Origin of the sequence: Streptomyces sp. NPDC050759 (assembly GCF_044456945.1) — a bacterium.
In the GTDB taxonomy this organism is placed as follows: Bacteria; Actinomycetota; Actinomycetes; order Streptomycetales; family Streptomycetaceae; genus Streptomyces.
This window is the reverse complement of record NZ_JBITGI010000012.1, coordinates 69,881-85,493: the sequence shown is the minus strand read 5'-3', so window position 1 is coordinate 85,493 and position 15,613 is coordinate 69,881. Positions and strand designations below refer to the sequence as shown.

At 71.4% G+C, this 15,613-nt stretch carries 12 protein-coding genes and 1 riboswitch; of the genes, 2 read left to right on the top strand and 10 right to left on the bottom strand.

The features are described 5' to 3' along the window. Window positions 1–90 precede the first annotated feature (90 nt). Entirely contained in the window at window positions 91–819 is a 729-nt protein-coding gene (locus ACIBJB_RS30925; protein ID WP_398935316.1) for a ZIP family metal transporter, read from the top strand. 44 nt (window positions 820–863) lie between these two features. Here ACIBJB_RS30925 and cobI read toward each other — a convergent pair whose 3' ends face one another. The 10 genes from cobI to ACIBJB_RS30875 all read right to left on the bottom strand — a co-directional run bounded on the left by cobI (window position 864) and on the right by ACIBJB_RS30875 (window position 14,521). Next, window positions 864–1,610 carry a precorrin-2 C(20)-methyltransferase gene (cobI, locus tag ACIBJB_RS30920; protein ID WP_398935314.1) on the bottom strand — a complete coding sequence of 249 codons (747 nt, stop codon included), beginning with the start codon at window positions 1,608–1,610 and terminating at the stop codon, window positions 864–866. Beyond that, entirely contained in the window at window positions 1,595–3,103 is a 1,509-nt protein-coding gene (locus tag ACIBJB_RS30915; RefSeq protein WP_398935312.1) for a cobyrinate a,c-diamide synthase, read from the bottom strand. The genes cobI and ACIBJB_RS30915 overlap by 16 nt, the downstream gene beginning before the upstream one ends. Next, window positions 3,100–3,699: a cob(I)yrinic acid a,c-diamide adenosyltransferase gene (cobO, locus tag ACIBJB_RS30910; protein WP_398935310.1), complete on the bottom strand. Its 600-nt coding sequence runs from the start codon at window positions 3,697–3,699 to the stop codon at window positions 3,100–3,102. The genes ACIBJB_RS30915 and cobO overlap by 4 nt, the downstream gene beginning before the upstream one ends. Continuing rightward, a complete protein-coding gene (locus ACIBJB_RS30905; protein WP_398935308.1) occupies window positions 3,699–5,714 on the bottom strand; it encodes a putative cobaltochelatase in 2,016 nt (671 codons plus the stop codon). The genes cobO and ACIBJB_RS30905 overlap by 1 nt, the downstream gene beginning before the upstream one ends. After that, window positions 5,711–9,367, bottom strand: a complete 3,657-nt coding sequence (gene cobN / locus ACIBJB_RS30900; protein ID WP_398935306.1) for a cobaltochelatase subunit CobN — start codon at window positions 9,365–9,367, stop codon at window positions 5,711–5,713. The genes ACIBJB_RS30905 and cobN overlap by 4 nt, the downstream gene beginning before the upstream one ends. After that, entirely contained in the window at window positions 9,364–10,875 is a 1,512-nt protein-coding gene (locus tag ACIBJB_RS30895; RefSeq protein ID WP_398935304.1) for a cobyric acid synthase, read from the bottom strand. The genes cobN and ACIBJB_RS30895 overlap by 4 nt, the downstream gene beginning before the upstream one ends. Next, the gene (locus tag ACIBJB_RS30890) at window positions 10,872–11,813 is read right to left on the bottom strand and encodes a cobalamin biosynthesis protein (RefSeq protein ID WP_398935302.1); all 942 of its coding nucleotides are present in this window, start codon (window positions 11,811–11,813) and stop codon (window positions 10,872–10,874) included. Before ACIBJB_RS30890 ends, ACIBJB_RS30895 begins: the two co-directional genes overlap by 4 nt. Window positions 11,814–11,910: 97 nt before the next feature. Continuing rightward, a riboswitch (cobalamin riboswitch) is annotated at window positions 11,911–12,054 on the bottom strand. A 128-nt stretch (window positions 12,055–12,182) separates the two neighbouring features. Continuing rightward, a complete protein-coding gene (locus ACIBJB_RS30885) occupies window positions 12,183–12,404 on the bottom strand; it encodes a hypothetical protein (RefSeq protein WP_398935300.1) in 222 nt (73 codons plus the stop codon). Window positions 12,405–12,430: 26 nt separating this feature from the next. Continuing rightward, window positions 12,431–13,669 carry an anion permease gene (locus tag ACIBJB_RS30880; protein ID WP_398935298.1) on the bottom strand — a complete coding sequence of 413 codons (1,239 nt, stop codon included), beginning with the start codon at window positions 13,667–13,669 and terminating at the stop codon, window positions 12,431–12,433. Between the two features lie 108 nt (window positions 13,670–13,777). Then, complete coding sequence (locus ACIBJB_RS30875; RefSeq protein ID WP_398935296.1) at window positions 13,778–14,521, bottom strand: lysozyme; 744 nt, start codon at window positions 14,519–14,521, stop codon at window positions 13,778–13,780. A gap of 170 nt (window positions 14,522–14,691) precedes the next feature. On the opposite strand from ACIBJB_RS30875, the gene ACIBJB_RS30870 reads away from it, so the two are divergent. Beyond that, the gene (locus ACIBJB_RS30870; RefSeq protein ID WP_398935294.1) at window positions 14,692–15,378 is read left to right on the top strand and encodes a class II aldolase/adducin family protein; all 687 of its coding nucleotides are present in this window, start codon (window positions 14,692–14,694) and stop codon (window positions 15,376–15,378) included. Window positions 15,379–15,613: the final 235 nt, after the last annotated feature.

Below are 15,613 nucleotides of genomic sequence, written 5' to 3'. Positions count from 1 at the left end.
TCGGTCCTCTCGTTGCAAAAGATGTCAAGGGTGTCGCCGGTGCGGTGGCCGGATGTGCGCGAACGGGGGCTGATCGGATACCAAGTCCCTATGGCGGTCTTCGTCGCGCTCGGCGCGTTCCTGATGACGCTGGCCGGCGGCTGGACGGCACAGCGGGTGACCGACCGCCGTCATCTGGTCCTCGGACTGGCCGGCGGCCTGATGCTCGGCGTGGTCGGCCTGGACCTGCTGCCGGAGGCGCTGCACGCGGCCGGCGACGAGGTCTTCGGCGTCCCCGCGGCCCTGCTCCTCTTCGTGGCCGGCTTTCTGCTGGCCCATCTGGTGGAACGTCTGCTGGCGGCCCGTCAGGCGGCGCACGGCGGCGAGGAGAGCAACGGCCGGGCGCCCGAGGTGGGCCTCACGGCCGCCGCCGCGATGGTCGGCCACAGCGCCATGGACGGCGTGGCGATCGGCGCCGCCTTCCAGGTGGGCGGCGGCATGGGCACCGCGGTCGCGCTCGCCGTGGTGGCCCACGACTTCGCGGACGGCTTCAACACGTACACGATCACGAGCCTGTACGGGAACGCCCGCCGCAGAGCGCTGGGGATGCTGTTCGCGGACGCGGCGGCCCCGGTGGTGGGCGCCGCCTCGACGTCGTTCGTGACCATCCCGGAGAGCCTGCTCGGCGGCTACCTCGGCCTCTTCGGCGGCGCGCTCCTCTATCTCGCGGCGGCCGAGATCCTCCCCGAGGCCCACCACGAACACCCCGCCCGCTCCACCCTGCTGTGCACCGTCGCGGGCGTGGGTTTCATCTGGCTGGTGGTGGGCCTGGCCGGCTGATCCGGCGGCTCTGGAGGGGCTTGCGGAGGGGTCTGCGGAGGGCGTCACAACTTGCCACCTCGGCTGCCGTCCCGCCGCGCGGGCGCGATGAGGGTGGAGAGATACGGCAGGGGAGTCCCGTCGAGCTCACCGGCGGGCCGGATGGACTCGGCCTCCATGCCCAGCGCCGATCCCCATACGGCGTCCTCGATCCGCCCGGTCTCCCTGAGCGCCTGGGCCACCTCACCGGCCAGCCGCCCGAACTTGTACGCGACCACGGTCCCGGGCCCGTTGAGCGCGTCCTTGAGGACGGCGGAACCGGCGGTGACGGGCACCAGCGTGAGCGGCTCGGTGCCCTCGGTCAGTACGGCCCCGGACCGCGCCGCGAGATCCTGCATGGCGGTGATCCCGGGCACGGTCTCGACGACGGCGTCGGGCACGAGCTGGCCGATGGTGTGGGCGAGATACGTGAAGGTGGAGTAGACGTTGGGGTCGCCGATGGTGGCGAAGGCGACGCACGAGTGGGCGGCGAGCAACTCGGCGACCCGCTCCCCGGCCGCGTCCCAGGCGGCCTCGCGCCGGGCGTGATCCGTGCGCTCATTGAGGGCGAAGACGACCCGGACGACCTTCTCCTGCGGCACGTAGTGCAGCACGGTCGCCTCGGCCCGCCCCCGCTCACCCGTGTCCATGACCGGTACGACGACCACGTCGGCGGCGCGCAGGGCGTTGACGCCCTTGACGGTCACCAGCTCCGGATCCCCGGGCCCGACCCCGACCCCGATCAACCTGCTGCTGCTCATGACGTCCGGCACCTCTCCACGAACCGACGGGCGACACCGGGCTGCGAGGCCCAGTGCGTGTGCAGATAACTCGCGTGCACACCACGCTGTACAAATCCCTCGAGCCGCCGCCGGGGCACCCGCACACCCCAGGCCGCGGCGTCCCCCGCCTCCGGCTCCACCACGGTCCGATGGAACTCGTGCCCCCGCATCCGCGTCCCGGCGACGGCGAGCGAACTGTCGCTGACGGCGACGGCGTCGCGATACCCGAGGGTGAGCTTTTCCTCCATCCGCGCCGAGGCGTCGAGCACCCCGCACATCGGCTGCCCATCGAGCTCACGGCACAGATAGAGCAGGCCGGCACACTCGGCGGCGACGGGAGCGCCGGTCTCTGCGAGGGCGGCGACGGCTTTCCGCAACGGTTCGTTGGCGGACAGGTCAGCGGCGTAGACCTCGGGGAATCCACCGCCGATGACCAACCCTGCCGTCCTGTCCGGCAGTTGCTCAGCGCGGAGAGGATCGAAGGGGACGACCTCGGCACCGGCGGCGGTGAGCAGTTCGGCGTGCTCGGCGTAGGAGAAGGTGAAGGCAGGCCCGCCGGCGACAGCGACTCGTACCGGCCCGTCGGAAACCGGGTGCGGCTGAGTGGGGGCTGGTCGCGCAGTTCCCCGCGCCCCTGGGTGGGTGACCTGAGCCGAATCCAGCCCCTCCGGCGTTTGAGGAGCGGGGGTCCAGGGGGCGGAGCCCCCTGGGGACGGGACGGGTAGGGGCGGCGGGGGCGAGGAACCCAACACCTCAGCCGCATCCCAAGCCGCACACGACAACGCACCCGCACCCCGAGCCAGCGCAACCAGCCCATCGAGATCGCACCCGGCACGGACCTGTTCCGCCATCGCCGCGACAGCGGACACCGCCTCCCCCCGCCGCTCCGCGACCGGCACCAACCCCAGATGCCGAGAAGGCGTGTCCACCTGGGCCACCCGCCGCAGCACCCCGAACACCGGCACCCCGGCCGACTCCAGCGCCTCCCGCAACAACGCCTCATGACGGTCGGAGGCGACCTTGTTGAGGATCACACCCCCCACCCGCACCTCGGGATCCCACGACGCGAACCCGTGCACCAGAGCTGCGACGGACCGGGATTGCGACGAGGCGTCGACGACCAGCACCACCGGCGCCCGCAACAGCTTCGCCACATGAGCCGTGGACGCCAGCTCCCCTTCCCCCGCGGCCCCGTCGAACATCCCCATCACCCCCTCCACGACGGCGATGTCACACCCGCGCGCCCCGTGCAGGAACAGCGGAGCCACCAGCTCCGGCCCACACAGATACGCGTCGAGATTCCGCCCCACCCGCCCGCTCGCGAGCGCGTGATACCCGGGATCGATGTAGTCCGGCCCCACCTTGTGCGGAGACACGGCGAGCCCCCGCGCGGCGAACGCGGCCATCAACCCCGTGGCGACGGTGGTCTTGCCGCTGCCGGACGACGGCGCGGCGATGACCAGCCGAGGGACGGAAGAAGTCACCACTCGATGCCCCTCTGCCCCTTCTGGCCGGCGTCCATGGGGTGCTTCACCTTGGACATGTCGGTCACGAGATCGGCGAAATCGACCAGCTTCTCGGGCGCGTTGCGGCCGGTGATGACCACGTGCTGAGTCCCGGGCCGATTCCTGAGCACGTCAAGAACCTCATCCGTGTCCACCCACCCCCAGTGCATCGGGTAGGCGAACTCATCGAGCACATACAGCTTGTACGTCTCGGCGGCGAGATCCCGCTTGACCTGCTCCCAGCCCTCCCGGGCCTTCTCCTCGTTGTCCATCTGGGCATCGCGCTGCACCCAGGACCAGCCCTCACCCATCTTGTGCCAGTCGACCGACCCGCCCTCCCCGGACGCCCCCAGCACGCGCAGCGCGTTCTCCTCGCCGACCTTCCACTTCGCCGACTTGACGAACTGGAACACCCCGATGGGCCACCCCTGGTTCCAGGCCCGCAGGGCGAGCCCGAAGGCGGCGGTCGACTTGCCCTTCCCGACACCGGTGTGCACGACCACCAGCGGCCGGTTACGACGCTGACGGGTGGTCAGCCCGTCGTCCGGCACGACACTCGGCTGTCCCTGAGGCATTACGCGGCCCTCCTCTGTACGTCCTTCACCAGTCCGGCGATCGAGTCGGCCCGCAACTCGTCCAACGTCACGGCCGTACCGTCCAGTTCACCCGCGAGCTGCCCGGCGAGTCCCAGCCGCACCGGCCCGGACTCACAGTCGACGACGACGGAGGCGACGCCGTCCGCGGCGAACAGCCGGGCCGCCCGCCCCGCGAGCGCGACCGGTTCGGGCCCGCCGGTGGCCCGTCCGTCCGTCACCACGACGACCAGCGCCCGCCGCGCGGGATCCCGCAGCCGCTCCACGCGCAGCACCTCGTGCGCCCGCAGCAGCCCGGCCGCGAGCGGTGTACGGCCACCGGTCGGCAATGTCTCCAGCCGGGCGGCCGCGGCGTCCACCGACGACGTGGGCGGCAGGGCGACCTCCGCCGCCGACCCCCGGAACGTCACCAGTCCCACCTTGTCCCGCCGCTGGTACGCGTCGAGGAGCAGCGACAGCACGGCCCCCTTCACCGCACTCATCCGCTGCCGTGCCGCCATCGACCCCGAGGCGTCGACGACGAACAGCACGAGATTCCCCTCGCGCCCCTCCCGCGTCGCCTGCCGCAGATCGTCCCGCCGGACGACGAGCCCACGCCCCGTCCGCCCCCGCGCCCGCTGATGCGGGGCCGCTGCCTGCACGGTGGCCGCCAGGTGCAGCTTGGTCAGGGCCCCTTGGGGCCGCCGCGCACCGGTCGTCCGCCCGTGCTCGGTCCGCGCACGGGACCGCCGCCCGGCAGCGCCGTCCCCGAGCCCGGGCACGCTGAGCACCTTGGTGCGGAAGGGCTCGGAGGCCCGTGCGGCGGACTGCTCCCCGGCACCGGCACCGGAGGCCTGCGGCTCGTCGCCGTCCCCCGCTTCCGGCTGCGCACCGTCCCCCGCCTCCGGCTGCGCACCGGAATCCCCGTCGGCCTGCGGCCCGTCGGACGACGGCGGCTGCCCGCCACCCCCACCGGGCCCGTCCGGGTCGGGATCCTCGTCGCCCTCGCCGCTGAACTCCTCCAGCGTCTCGTCGAGCTTGTCCTCGTCAAGTCCCGGCGCGTCAAAGGGATTACGGCGGCGGCGGTGCGGCAGCGCGAGAAGCGCGGCCTGCCGCACGTCCTCCGCGAGCACATCGGTCCGCCCGGCCCACGCCGCCAGCGCGGTCGCCGTGCGCGCCATCACGATGTCGGCCCGCATGCCGTCCACCTCGAACGCGGCACAGGTCGCCGCGATCTGCCGGAGCGCCCCGTCGCCCAGCCGCACCGACGGCAGCAACTCCCGCGCGGCCACGATCCGTTGCCGTACGGAGGCCTCCTCGTCCGCCCAACGGGCCGCGAACCCGGCCGGATCGTCGTCGTACGCGAGCCGCCGCCGCACGACCTCCACCCGCTGGTCCGGCTCCCGCGAGGCCGCGACCTCGACGGTGAGCCCGAACCGGTCGAGCAACTGCGGCCGCAGCTCGCCCTCTTCGGGGTTCATGGTGCCGACGAGCAGGAACTTCGAGGCGTGCCGTACCGAGACGCCCTCCCGCTCGACGTACGAAGCCCCCATCGCGGCGGCGTCGAGGAGCAGGTCGACCAAGTGGTCGTGGAGGAGGTTGACCTCGTCGACGTAGAGGATCCCGCGGTGCGCGTCGGCGAGGAGTCCCGGCTCGAAGGCCTTCACGCCCTCCGCGAGCGCCCGCTCGATGTCGAGGGCGCCGACGAGCCGGTCCTCGGAGGCGCCGACGGGGAGTTCGACCATACGGGAGGGGCGCATGCCGCCGTTGCCCGCCTCGTGCGGACCGTCCGGGCAGGACGGGTCCGGCGCCGCGGGATCACAGGAGAACCGGCAGCCCGGGACGACCGCGACCTCGGGCAGCAGCGCCGAGAGCGCGCGCACCGCAGTCGACTTGGCGGTGCCCTTCTCACCGCGCACCAGCACACCGCCGACCGCCGGCGACACGGCGTTCAGCAGCAGCGCGAGCCGCAGGTCCTCCTGGCCGACGACGGCCGTGAACGGAAACGGGGTACTCACTTCTCGTCACCCTCCAAGTCGCCCTCGAGCTCCAGGTACGTGGCCCGCAGCCGCTCCAGCGTGTCCGCGTCCGGCTCGGCCCACAGTCCACGGTCGGCGGCCTCCAGGAGCCGCTCCGTGATGCCCCGCAGCGCCCAGGGGTTGGACTTCTTCATGAAGTCCCGGTTCTCCGGGTCGAAGACGTACTCCGCGCTGAGTTTCTCGTACATCCAGTCGTCGACCACGCCCGCCGTGGCGTCGTAGCCGAAGAGGTAGTCGACGGTCGCCGCCATCTCGAAGGCGCCCTTGTAGCCGTGCCGGCGCATGGCCGCCATCCAGCGCGGGTTGACCACCCGGGCCCGGAAGACCCGGTGTGTCTCCTCGCCGAGTGTCCGCGTCCTCACCTGGTCCGGGGTGGCCGAATCGCCCACGTACGCCTCGGGGTTGGCGCCCGTGAGATGGCGCACCATGGCGACCATGCCGCCGTGGTACTGGAAGTAGTCGTCGGCGTCGACCAGGTCGTGCTCGCGGGTGTCGACGTTCTTCGCGGCGACGTTGATCCGCTTGAACGCGGTCTCCATGTCCCCGCGCGCCGCCCGCCCGTCCAGCCCGCGCCCGTAGGCGTAGCCGCCCCACACCGCGTACACCTCGGCGAGGTCGGCGTCCGAGCGCCAATTGCGGGCGTCGATCAGCGGCAGCAGACCGGCACCGTACGCCCCCGGCTTGGACCCGAAGATCCGGGCCGTCGCGCGCCGCCGGTCACCGTGCTCGACGGTGTCCTCGTCGGCGTGCGCCTTCACGAAGTTCCCGTCGGCCGGCTCGTCCAGCTCGGCGACCGTGCGGACGGCGTCGTCGATCAGGCCGACGACGTGCGGGAACGCGTCCCGGAAGAAGCCGGAGATACGGACCGTGACGTCGATGCGGGGACGGCCGAGCTCGGTCAGGGGAACGACCTCGAAGCCGGTGACCCGCCGCGAAGCGTCGTCCCACACCGGACGGCAGCCAAGGAGCGCGAGGATCTCGGCGATGTCGTCGCCCTGCGTGCGCATGGCCGACGTGCCCCAGACGGTCAGTCCCACGGACTTGGGGTACTCACCGGTGTCGGCCAGGTACCGCTGCACGAGTGAGTCGGCGAGCGACTGCCCGACCTCCCAACTCAGCCTGGAGGGAATGGCCTTGGGGTCGACGGAGTAGAAGTTCCGGCCGGTCGGCAGGACGTTGACGAGACCGCGGGTCGGCGAGCCGGAAGGCCCCGCCGGGACGTAACCGCCGTCCAGGGCCTTGAGGATGTGCGCGATCTCGTCCGTCGTACGGGCCAGCCGGGGCACGACCTCGGTGCAGGCGAACTCCAGCACGGCGACGGCCTCGGGGAGGTCGGTGCCGAGGACGTCACGCACCAGACCGGGGACGGCCGTCACGTCCCAGGACACGGCCTCCATGCCCTCCGCGACCCGCCGGCACAGTTGCTCCAGCAGATCGATCGCGTCGGCGGCGCTGCGCGCAGGACCGTCGACGAGGTCGGACAGCTCCACCGGAACCTTCACCGGCGCACCCGGCTCGGCGAGCAACTCCTTCTCCACCAGCCCGAAGTGAGCGGCGAAGGAGGCCCGCAGCCCCGGCAGGGCGTTCGCCTGCCCGCCCCACACCTGCGAGGCGCGCAGCACGGCCAGCACGAGGTTGACGCGGGCCTCGTCGACCGGACCGCCGCCGAGGATGTGCAGCCCGTCCCGGATCTGCACGTCCTTGATCTCGCACAGATAGCCGTCGATGTGCATGACGAACTCGTCGAACGCCGTGTCGTCCGGCTGCTCGTCGACATGCAGGTCGTGGTGGAGCTCGGCCGCCTTGACCAGCGTCCAGATCTGCGCGCGGACGGCCGGGGCCTTGGTCGGGTCCAGGTCGGAGACGAGCGCGTACTCGTCGAGGAGCTGCTCCAGCTTGGCGAGGTCGCCGTAGGTGTCGGCCCGCGCCATCGGCGGCACCAGGTGGTCGACCACGGTGGCGTGTCCGCGCCGCTTGGCCTGGGTGCCCTCGCCGGGGTCGTTCACGATGAAGGGGTAGATCAGCGGAAGTTCACCGAGCACCGCGTCCGGAGCACAACCCCCGCTCAGGCCGAGGCCCTTGCCCGGCAGCCACTCCATCGTGCCGTGCTTGCCCATGTGGACGATCGCGTCGGCACCGAAAGAGTTTTCGAGCCACCGGTACGCGGCCATGTAGTGGTGGGACGGCGGCATGTCCGGGTCGTGGTAGATCGCGATCGGGTTCTCCCCGAAACCGCGCGGCGGCTGGATCATCACGACGACGTTCCCGAACTGGAGCGAGGCCAGCACGATGTCGTCCCCGTCGACGTACAGGCTGCCCGGCGGCTCGCCCCACGCCTCCAGCATGGCTGCCTTGAGGTCCGGGTCGAGCTTGTCGAACCAGGCACGGTAGTCGGCGAGCGGCACGCGTGCGGGCGCGGCGGCCAGCTGCTCCTCGGTGAGCCATTCGACGTCGTGGCCACCGGCGTTGATGAGCGTGTGGATCAACTCGTCGCCGTTGTCGGGATGCCCCTCGACCACGTATCCGGCGTCCCGGAGCGCGTCCAGCACCTGGATGGCCGAGGCGGGGGTGTCCAGTCCCACCGCGTTGCCGACCCGCGAGTGCTTGGTCGGATAGGCGGTGAAGACCAGCGCGAGCTTCTTCTCGGCGTTCGGCTTGTGCCGCAACTCCGCGTGCCGTACGGCGATCCCGGCGACCCGCGCCGCCCGCTCGGGGTCCGCAACGTACACCGGGACGTCGTCGGGCCCCTGCTCCTTGAAGGAGAACGGCACGGTGATCAGCCGTCCGTCGAACTCCGGGATCGCGACCTGCATGGCCGCGTCCATGGGGGAGAGCGCGGCGTCCGACTCTTCCCACGCGGCCCTGGACGAGGTGAGGCAGAGCCCCTGCAGCACCGGCACATCGAGGTCGGCCAGCGCCCCGATGTCCCATGCTTCCTCGTCACCGCCCGCCGAGGCCTGCGAGGCGTGGGTGCCGCCGGCGGCGAGGACGGTGGCGATGAGGGAGTCGGCCCGGGCGAGGAGCTCGTAGAGCCCGGCGTCGGCACCGCGCAGTGAACCGCAGTACACGGGAAGGGCGTTGACACCCCGCGCCTCGATCGCGTCGCACAGGGTGTCCACGAAGGCGGTGTTGCCGCTGAGTTCATGGGCCCGGTAGAAGAGCACGCCGACGGTCGGGCGGCCTTCCACGAAAGCCGGGTCGCCGTGGACGCCGTACTCCGGCATCTTCCGCGGCTCGGCGAACCCCTCGCCGGTCAGCAGCACGGTGTCGGACAGGAACCGGGCGAGTTCCTCCAGGTTCGCGGGCCCGCCCTCGACGAGGTACCTGAGCGCCTCGGCCACGACACCGGCCGGTACGGACGACTCGGCCATCAACTCGGCGTCCGGCACGGTCTCGCCGCCGAGCAGCACGGTCGGGACGCCGGAGGCCTTCAGCGCGGCGAGCCCGTCCTCCCAGGCCCGCTTGCCGCCGAGCAGCCGTACGACGGCGATGTCCGCGCCGTCCAGAAGTGCGGGCAGCTCGTCCGTCACGCTGATGCGCGTCGGGTTGCCGATCCGGTACTCGGCACCGGAAGCGGCCCGGGCCGCCAGCAGATCCGTGTCGGCGGTGGACAACAACAACACTGTGCTCATGCGGGCGCTCCCGGTGGAATGAAAGGCAGTCCTTGCGGCGCGCCGGACTCGATGAGCCGCCACAGCGCGTCCGTGTCCGCGTGCTGTTCGATCAGGTCGCCGAGCCGGTCGAGCTGCTCCTCGCGCAGCGCGGCGAACGAGGTGTCGGGGGCCGGCACGAACCGGCGGCCCGCGGCGGCCGCCACCTCCCGCAGGAAGGCCCGCCGGAAGCCGTCCGACTCCAGCGAGCCGTGCCAGTGCGTGCCCCAGGTCTGGCCGACGCGGCAACCGTCCAGGAAGGGGACACCTCCGCCGACGTCGGCGACCCCGTGATGGATCTCGTACCCCTCGACGTGCTCGCCGAGGGCTTCTCCCACCGGCCGGGTGAGGGTCTTCTCCCGCGCGAACCGCACCCGTACGGGAAGGACCCCGAGCCCCTCGACGTGCCCCTGCCGGCTCTCGACCTCGTCCTCGATGTGCTCGCCGAGGATCTGGAAGCCACCGCAGATACCGAGAACGGGCCGCTGCTCGGCGACCCTGCGCCCGATGGCCTCCGCGAGCCCCCGCTCCCGCAGCCACTCCAGCGCCCGTACGGTCCCACGGGTTCCCGGGATCACGACGAGGTCGGCGTCCGCCAGCTCCTCCGCCCGGTCCACGAACCGCACCACCACACCGGGTTCGGCGGCCAGCGCGTCGACGTCGGTGAAGTTGGACATCAGCGGAATCGCACAGACGGCGACCCGCAGCACGTCCTCACCCACCGGAGGGCTCACCGCGGACTCCCGGACCGTCCCCCGCAGAGACACCCGCAGCCCGTCCTCCTCGTCGATCCCGAGCCCGTGCCGGAAGGGCAGCACGCCGTACGTGCGCCGCCCGGTGAGGCCGTGGAGCATGTCGAGCCCCGGCTCCAGCAGCGAGACATCCCCCCGGAACTTGTTCACGAGGAACCCGGCGACGAGGGCCTGATCCTCTTCCGAGAGCAGCGCGACGGTCCCGAAGAAGGAGGCGAAGACCCCACCGCGGTCGATGTCGCCCACGACGAGCACCGGAATGCGGGCATTGCGGGCGATCCCCATGTTGACGATGTCGGTACGCCGCAGATTGATCTCGGCCGGACTTCCGGCCCCCTCACAGATCACCGCGTCATACGTGCCCCGCAACTCGGCCAGACAGTCGAGCACGGTCCCGAGGAGCCGCTGCTGCCGCCCCCCGTGATATCCCCGGGCACTCAACTCCCCGACCGGCTTCCCGAGCAGCACGACCTGACTACTCTGCTCGCCACCGGGCTTGAGCAGCACGGGATTCATCAGCGCGGTCGGCTCGATGCGGCAGGCCTGCGCCTGCATGGCCTGGGCCCGCCCGATCTCCGCGCCCTCCCTCGTCACGAACGAGTTGAGGGACATGTTCTGCGCCTTGAACGGCGCGACCTTCACCCCCTGCCGCACCAGCCACCGGCAGATCCCGGCGGTGACGACACTCTTGCCGGCATCCGAGGTGGTCCCGGCGACGAGAAGACCCCCGCCACTCATGCCGAACGCCCCTTCACGAAGGCCCGCGCGGCAACACCGACGCCGAGCGCGAGCAGCCCGATGCGCCGTGACAGCCGTACGGCGCGCTCGATGTCGTACGTGGCGACGGCGCGCCCCGCCTGATTCAGCACCGGCCGATGCTCGACCCGCCCCGCGTACGAGAGGGTCCCCCCGAGCCGGACACCCAGCGCCCCGGCGAACGAGGCTTCGACGGGCCCGGCGTTAGGGCTGGGATGCTGATGTGCGTCCTCCCGCCAGGCCCGCACGGCACCCCGCGGACTGCCACCGGCCAGGACGGCGAGTACGGCGGTCAGCCGCGCCCCCGGCCACCCGGCGAGGTCGTCGAGCCGGGCCGAAGCCCACCCGAAGCGGCGGTAGGTGACCGACCGGTGCCCCACCATGGCGTCGAGCGTGTTCACGGCCCGGAACCCGAGCAGCCCCGGCACCCCGGCGACGGCCCCCCACACGAGCGCCCCCACCACGGCATCGGAGGTGTTCTCGGCGACGGACTCCACGACGGCCCGCGCGATCCCGTCGGCATCGAGGGCCTGAGGATCGCGCCCACACAGATGCGGCAGCCGGTCCCGGGCCGCCTCGACGTCGCCGGCCTCCAGCGCCCGCCCGATGACCCGGGCCTCCCGCACCAGTGAAGTCCCGCCCACGACGGCCCAGGTGGCGGCGCCGGTGAGCACGATGGAGGCGGTACGGGACGGACGTACGACATGCTCCGCGACGGCACCGAGCCCCACCGCACCGCCCACACATACGGCGGTGTGCAGCGTGCCCCACCCCCGGTGGTCCCGCCACAACACCCGCTCCACGGCGCCCGAGGCCCGTCCGAACGCGGCGACCGGATGCCCCCGACGGGGGTCACCGAGCAGAAGGTCACCGATCAGACCGGCGGCGGCGCCGTACGCGAAAACGCGATCGGCACGCACCGGCTCAGCCGATCGCGGGGTCGTTCAAGTGCCTGGAACTGCAGGTCGATCGGCAGGCGAGCATCGCGTCATGTCCTCACTCAGGGTGTCCACGCCCTGGTTCGACGAGTCCGGCGGCGAGAGTTCCTGGCTCCCGGGGCTACCTACCCCGGTGACAGTGGCGGGACCGCGCCGGATTCGCACCGGCTTCCTCTTCTGCCGCCGTATATGGCTCCGGCAGTCCACCACGGCCCTTCGAGAACCGTCAACTTGCTGCTGACCTGCGGCGGGGGAGTGTGCAGAACCCCACATCGCCGGTCATGGAAGACGGCCGGGCGGGCACGGAAACCGAAGTTCCGTGCCCGCCCGGCCGTCGAGTGACGGGTGCCGTCAGGCCACGATCAGAGAGATCCCGTACGCCACCGCCGCCGCGCACGCCGCGAAGCAGGCGTAGGCGCCGGTGACCGCGAGGGTGGCCGAGTCGCCCTGGGCGGTGGCCCGTTCCTGGCGGGACAGGCCCATGATGCCGAGGGTGAACAGGGCCACGAGGCCCACGGTGACGACGAGGCTGACGCCGAAGACGGAGCCGAGTGCTTCCCAGTCGATCTTCATGGTGAGGCTTCCTTAGTACTGCGGGCTCAGACGGCGGCCGGCGGGGAGGCCGGTTCCGTCGTGGCGGGCGGGGCCGGGATCGTGGCGGTGAGGACCTCGGTCACCGTGCTCGCGGGCGGCGGGGTCACCGCGGCGATCGCCGTGGTCACCACGCCGGCCGGCTCGTCGGTGTGGTTGACGTTGGACGCGTCCACGACCTCGCGCCGCGAGATCTTCCAGATCGCCGCGCTGGAGGCGACGAGGAAGACCGCCACGACCGCCGTACCCCAGTCGCCGAGGTCCGTGACCGACTCGGCCAGGGCGCCCACCAGGGCCGCCGCCGGGAGCGTCAGACCCCAGGCGACGAACATGCGCGTCGCCGTCGACCAGCGGACGACCCCGCCCTTGCGGCCGAGGCCCGCGCCCATCACCGAACCGGAGACGGAGTGCGTGGTGGAGAGGGAGAAACCGAGGTGGGACGAGGCCAGGATGACGGTGGCCGCGCTGGTCTGGGCGGCGAAGCCCTGCTGCGGCTGGAGGTCGGTCAGGCCCTTGCCCATGGTGCGGATGATGCGCCAGCCGCCGAGGTAGGTGCCGAGCGCGATGGCGAGGCCCGCCGAGAGGATGACCCAGGTGGGCGGGTCGGAGTCGGGCGCGACGACACCGCCGGCGACCAGGGCGAGGGTGATGATGCCCATCGTCTTCTGCGCGTCGTTGGTGCCGTGGGCCAGCGAGACCAGGCCGGCCGAGGCGATCTGGCCGGTGCGGTAGCCCTTCGCGGCGGCCTTGCCGTCGGCCTTCTTGCCCAGGGTGTAGGAGAGCCGGGTGGCCAGCATGGCGGCGACGCCCGCGACGATCGGCGCCGCGATCGCCGGGATCAGGACCTTGGTGACGAGCGCGTCGCCGTGGACCGCGCCCATGCCCGCCGAGGCGATGGTGGCGCCGATCAGACCGCCCATGAGGGCGTGCGAGGAACTGGAGGGCAGACCCACCAGCCAGGTCAGCAGGTTCCAGAGGATCGCGCCGACCAGGGCGGCGAAGATGACCTCGGGACGGATGCCGGTCTCGTCGACGAGACCCTTGGAGATCGTGTTGGCGACCTCCACCGAGAGGAAGGCGCCCACAAGGTTGAGCACGGCGGACATGGCCACCGCGACCTTGGGCTTGAGCGCACCGGTCGAGATGGTGGTGGCCATCGCGTTGGCGGTGTCGTGAAAACCGTTCGTGAAATCGAACGCGAGTGCGGTTACCACCGCAATCGCGAGGATCAGCGAGAAGTTTTCCATTTACCCAGGCAATCGTTCGAGGTCATTGGCCCGTTGAACGTAGGTAACCTGGATGAACGGAAGGTGAACTGGGACGGGCCGCAAGGTGACCGCAATCTTCTGCTACGGCTACGCCCCCCTGGCGAACCTCCTCAGCTGACTGGCCGAACCGTTGAAGAGATTCTGGTCACCCGGCAGGCTGCCGCTGTTGTCGTACTGCCAGATCGTCCAGTACGACCACCCGACGGGCAGCGCTCCCGCGTCCGCCGAGTCGTAGCGGGCCACCCACAGCGCGTGGTCGGAGGCGAAGGCGCTGCTACCGCCCGTGCACCTGTTCCACCAGTGGGCGGTCGTGTAAATCACCGGACGGCGCCCGGTGAGCCGCTTCATCTCGCTGCTGAACGACTTGATCCAGCCGACCAGCTGCGCCTTGGTCATGCGGTAGCACTTGTGCTTCTTGTCGTACGGGTTGTACTCGATGTCGAGCGCGGGCGGCAGCGTCCAGCCGTCCGCGGACCAGGCGCCGCCGTTGCGTACGAAGTACGCGGCCTGCGTCCTGCCCGACGACTTGTCCGGCAGTGCGAAGTGGTACGCCCCGCGGATGATGCCCGCGTCGCGCGCGCCGTTGTACTGCTGACCGAAGTGCGGATTGCGGTAGTTGGTGGACTCGGTCGCCTTGACGTAGACGAACTTGGCGCCCTTGGCCCTGGCCTTCTGCCAGTCGACGTTCTTCTGGTGCGAAGAGACGTCGTGCCCCTTGGGCGGGCTCGCCGCCGAGGCGGGTGTCCCGGCGACCACCATGCCTCCCACAGCGAGCATGGCCACGGCCAGAGCGTGGGTTCGGTGACGGGCAGTCTTGCGATCACGGGCCATGTGTCCCCCCGGAATGGCGTCGTGCACAACAAAGCCCAGAGATTACTGGAAGATAATCAAATAACGGGCGATCTCAGGCCAAGCCGTGAGGGAGGGGCGCGTAAACGAAAATGCGCCCTTTCCGAGCTCGGGTATGCGCCCTACAGTGCCCCGGCTGGCAGGATCGCGGTATGGCTGAGGAACGGCGTGACCCACGGGACGTACGGGGTGTCGGTGCCGAGGAGGCGGACGCCTGGACGGAGTTGGTCGACACCGCCCGCCGGACGGTGTCCGACGGACTGGTCGTCGGCACCTCCGGCAACGTCTCGGTGCGCGTCGCGGACACGGTCCTGGTCACCCCGTCGGGCGTCCCCTATGACCGCCTCACCCCGGACGACGTGACAGGCGTCGACCTCGACGGCCGACAGATCCTCGGCAGCCTGGTCCCCACGAGCGAACTCCCCATGCACCTGGCGGTCTACCGCAACACCGACGCCCGCGCGATCGTCCACACCCACGCGGTGCACGCCACGGCCGTCTCCACGCTGGTGCCCGAGCTCCCCGCGATCCACTACATGACCGGCGCCCTCGGCGGCCCCGTCCGGGTTGCCCCCTACGCCACCTACGGCACCGACGAGTTGGCCGAGAACATGCTCCACGCCCTCGCCGACCGCTCCGCCTGCCTCCTCCAGAACCACGGCACGATCGCCTACGGCAGCACCCTCTCCCAGGCCTACGACCGCACCGCCCAACTGGAATGGATGTGCCACCTGTGGCTGACGGCCCGCGCGGTACCGGGCCTGACCCCGAACCTCCTGACGGAGGAACAGGTGGCGGAGGCGGGGGAGCGGTTGCGAGGTTATGGGCAGCGGTCCTGAGGTGGTGCCGGGTCGGGTTGTCGGCCGGCTGCGGGCCGGTGGGGGCTGGTCGCGCAGTTCCCCGCGCCCCTAGGGGGTTGCAGTCACCCTCGCCGCAATGGACCGCGCGCCACGATGGGCCGTTGGCCGCGTACGGCGGCAAGGGGCCGGGGTGGGGGGTGTCCGCCCGCAGCGGCCGGCGTCCGTTACAGGGCACAGCCAAAGCAGCCGAGCCGCCGGACCGAGGACGGACACC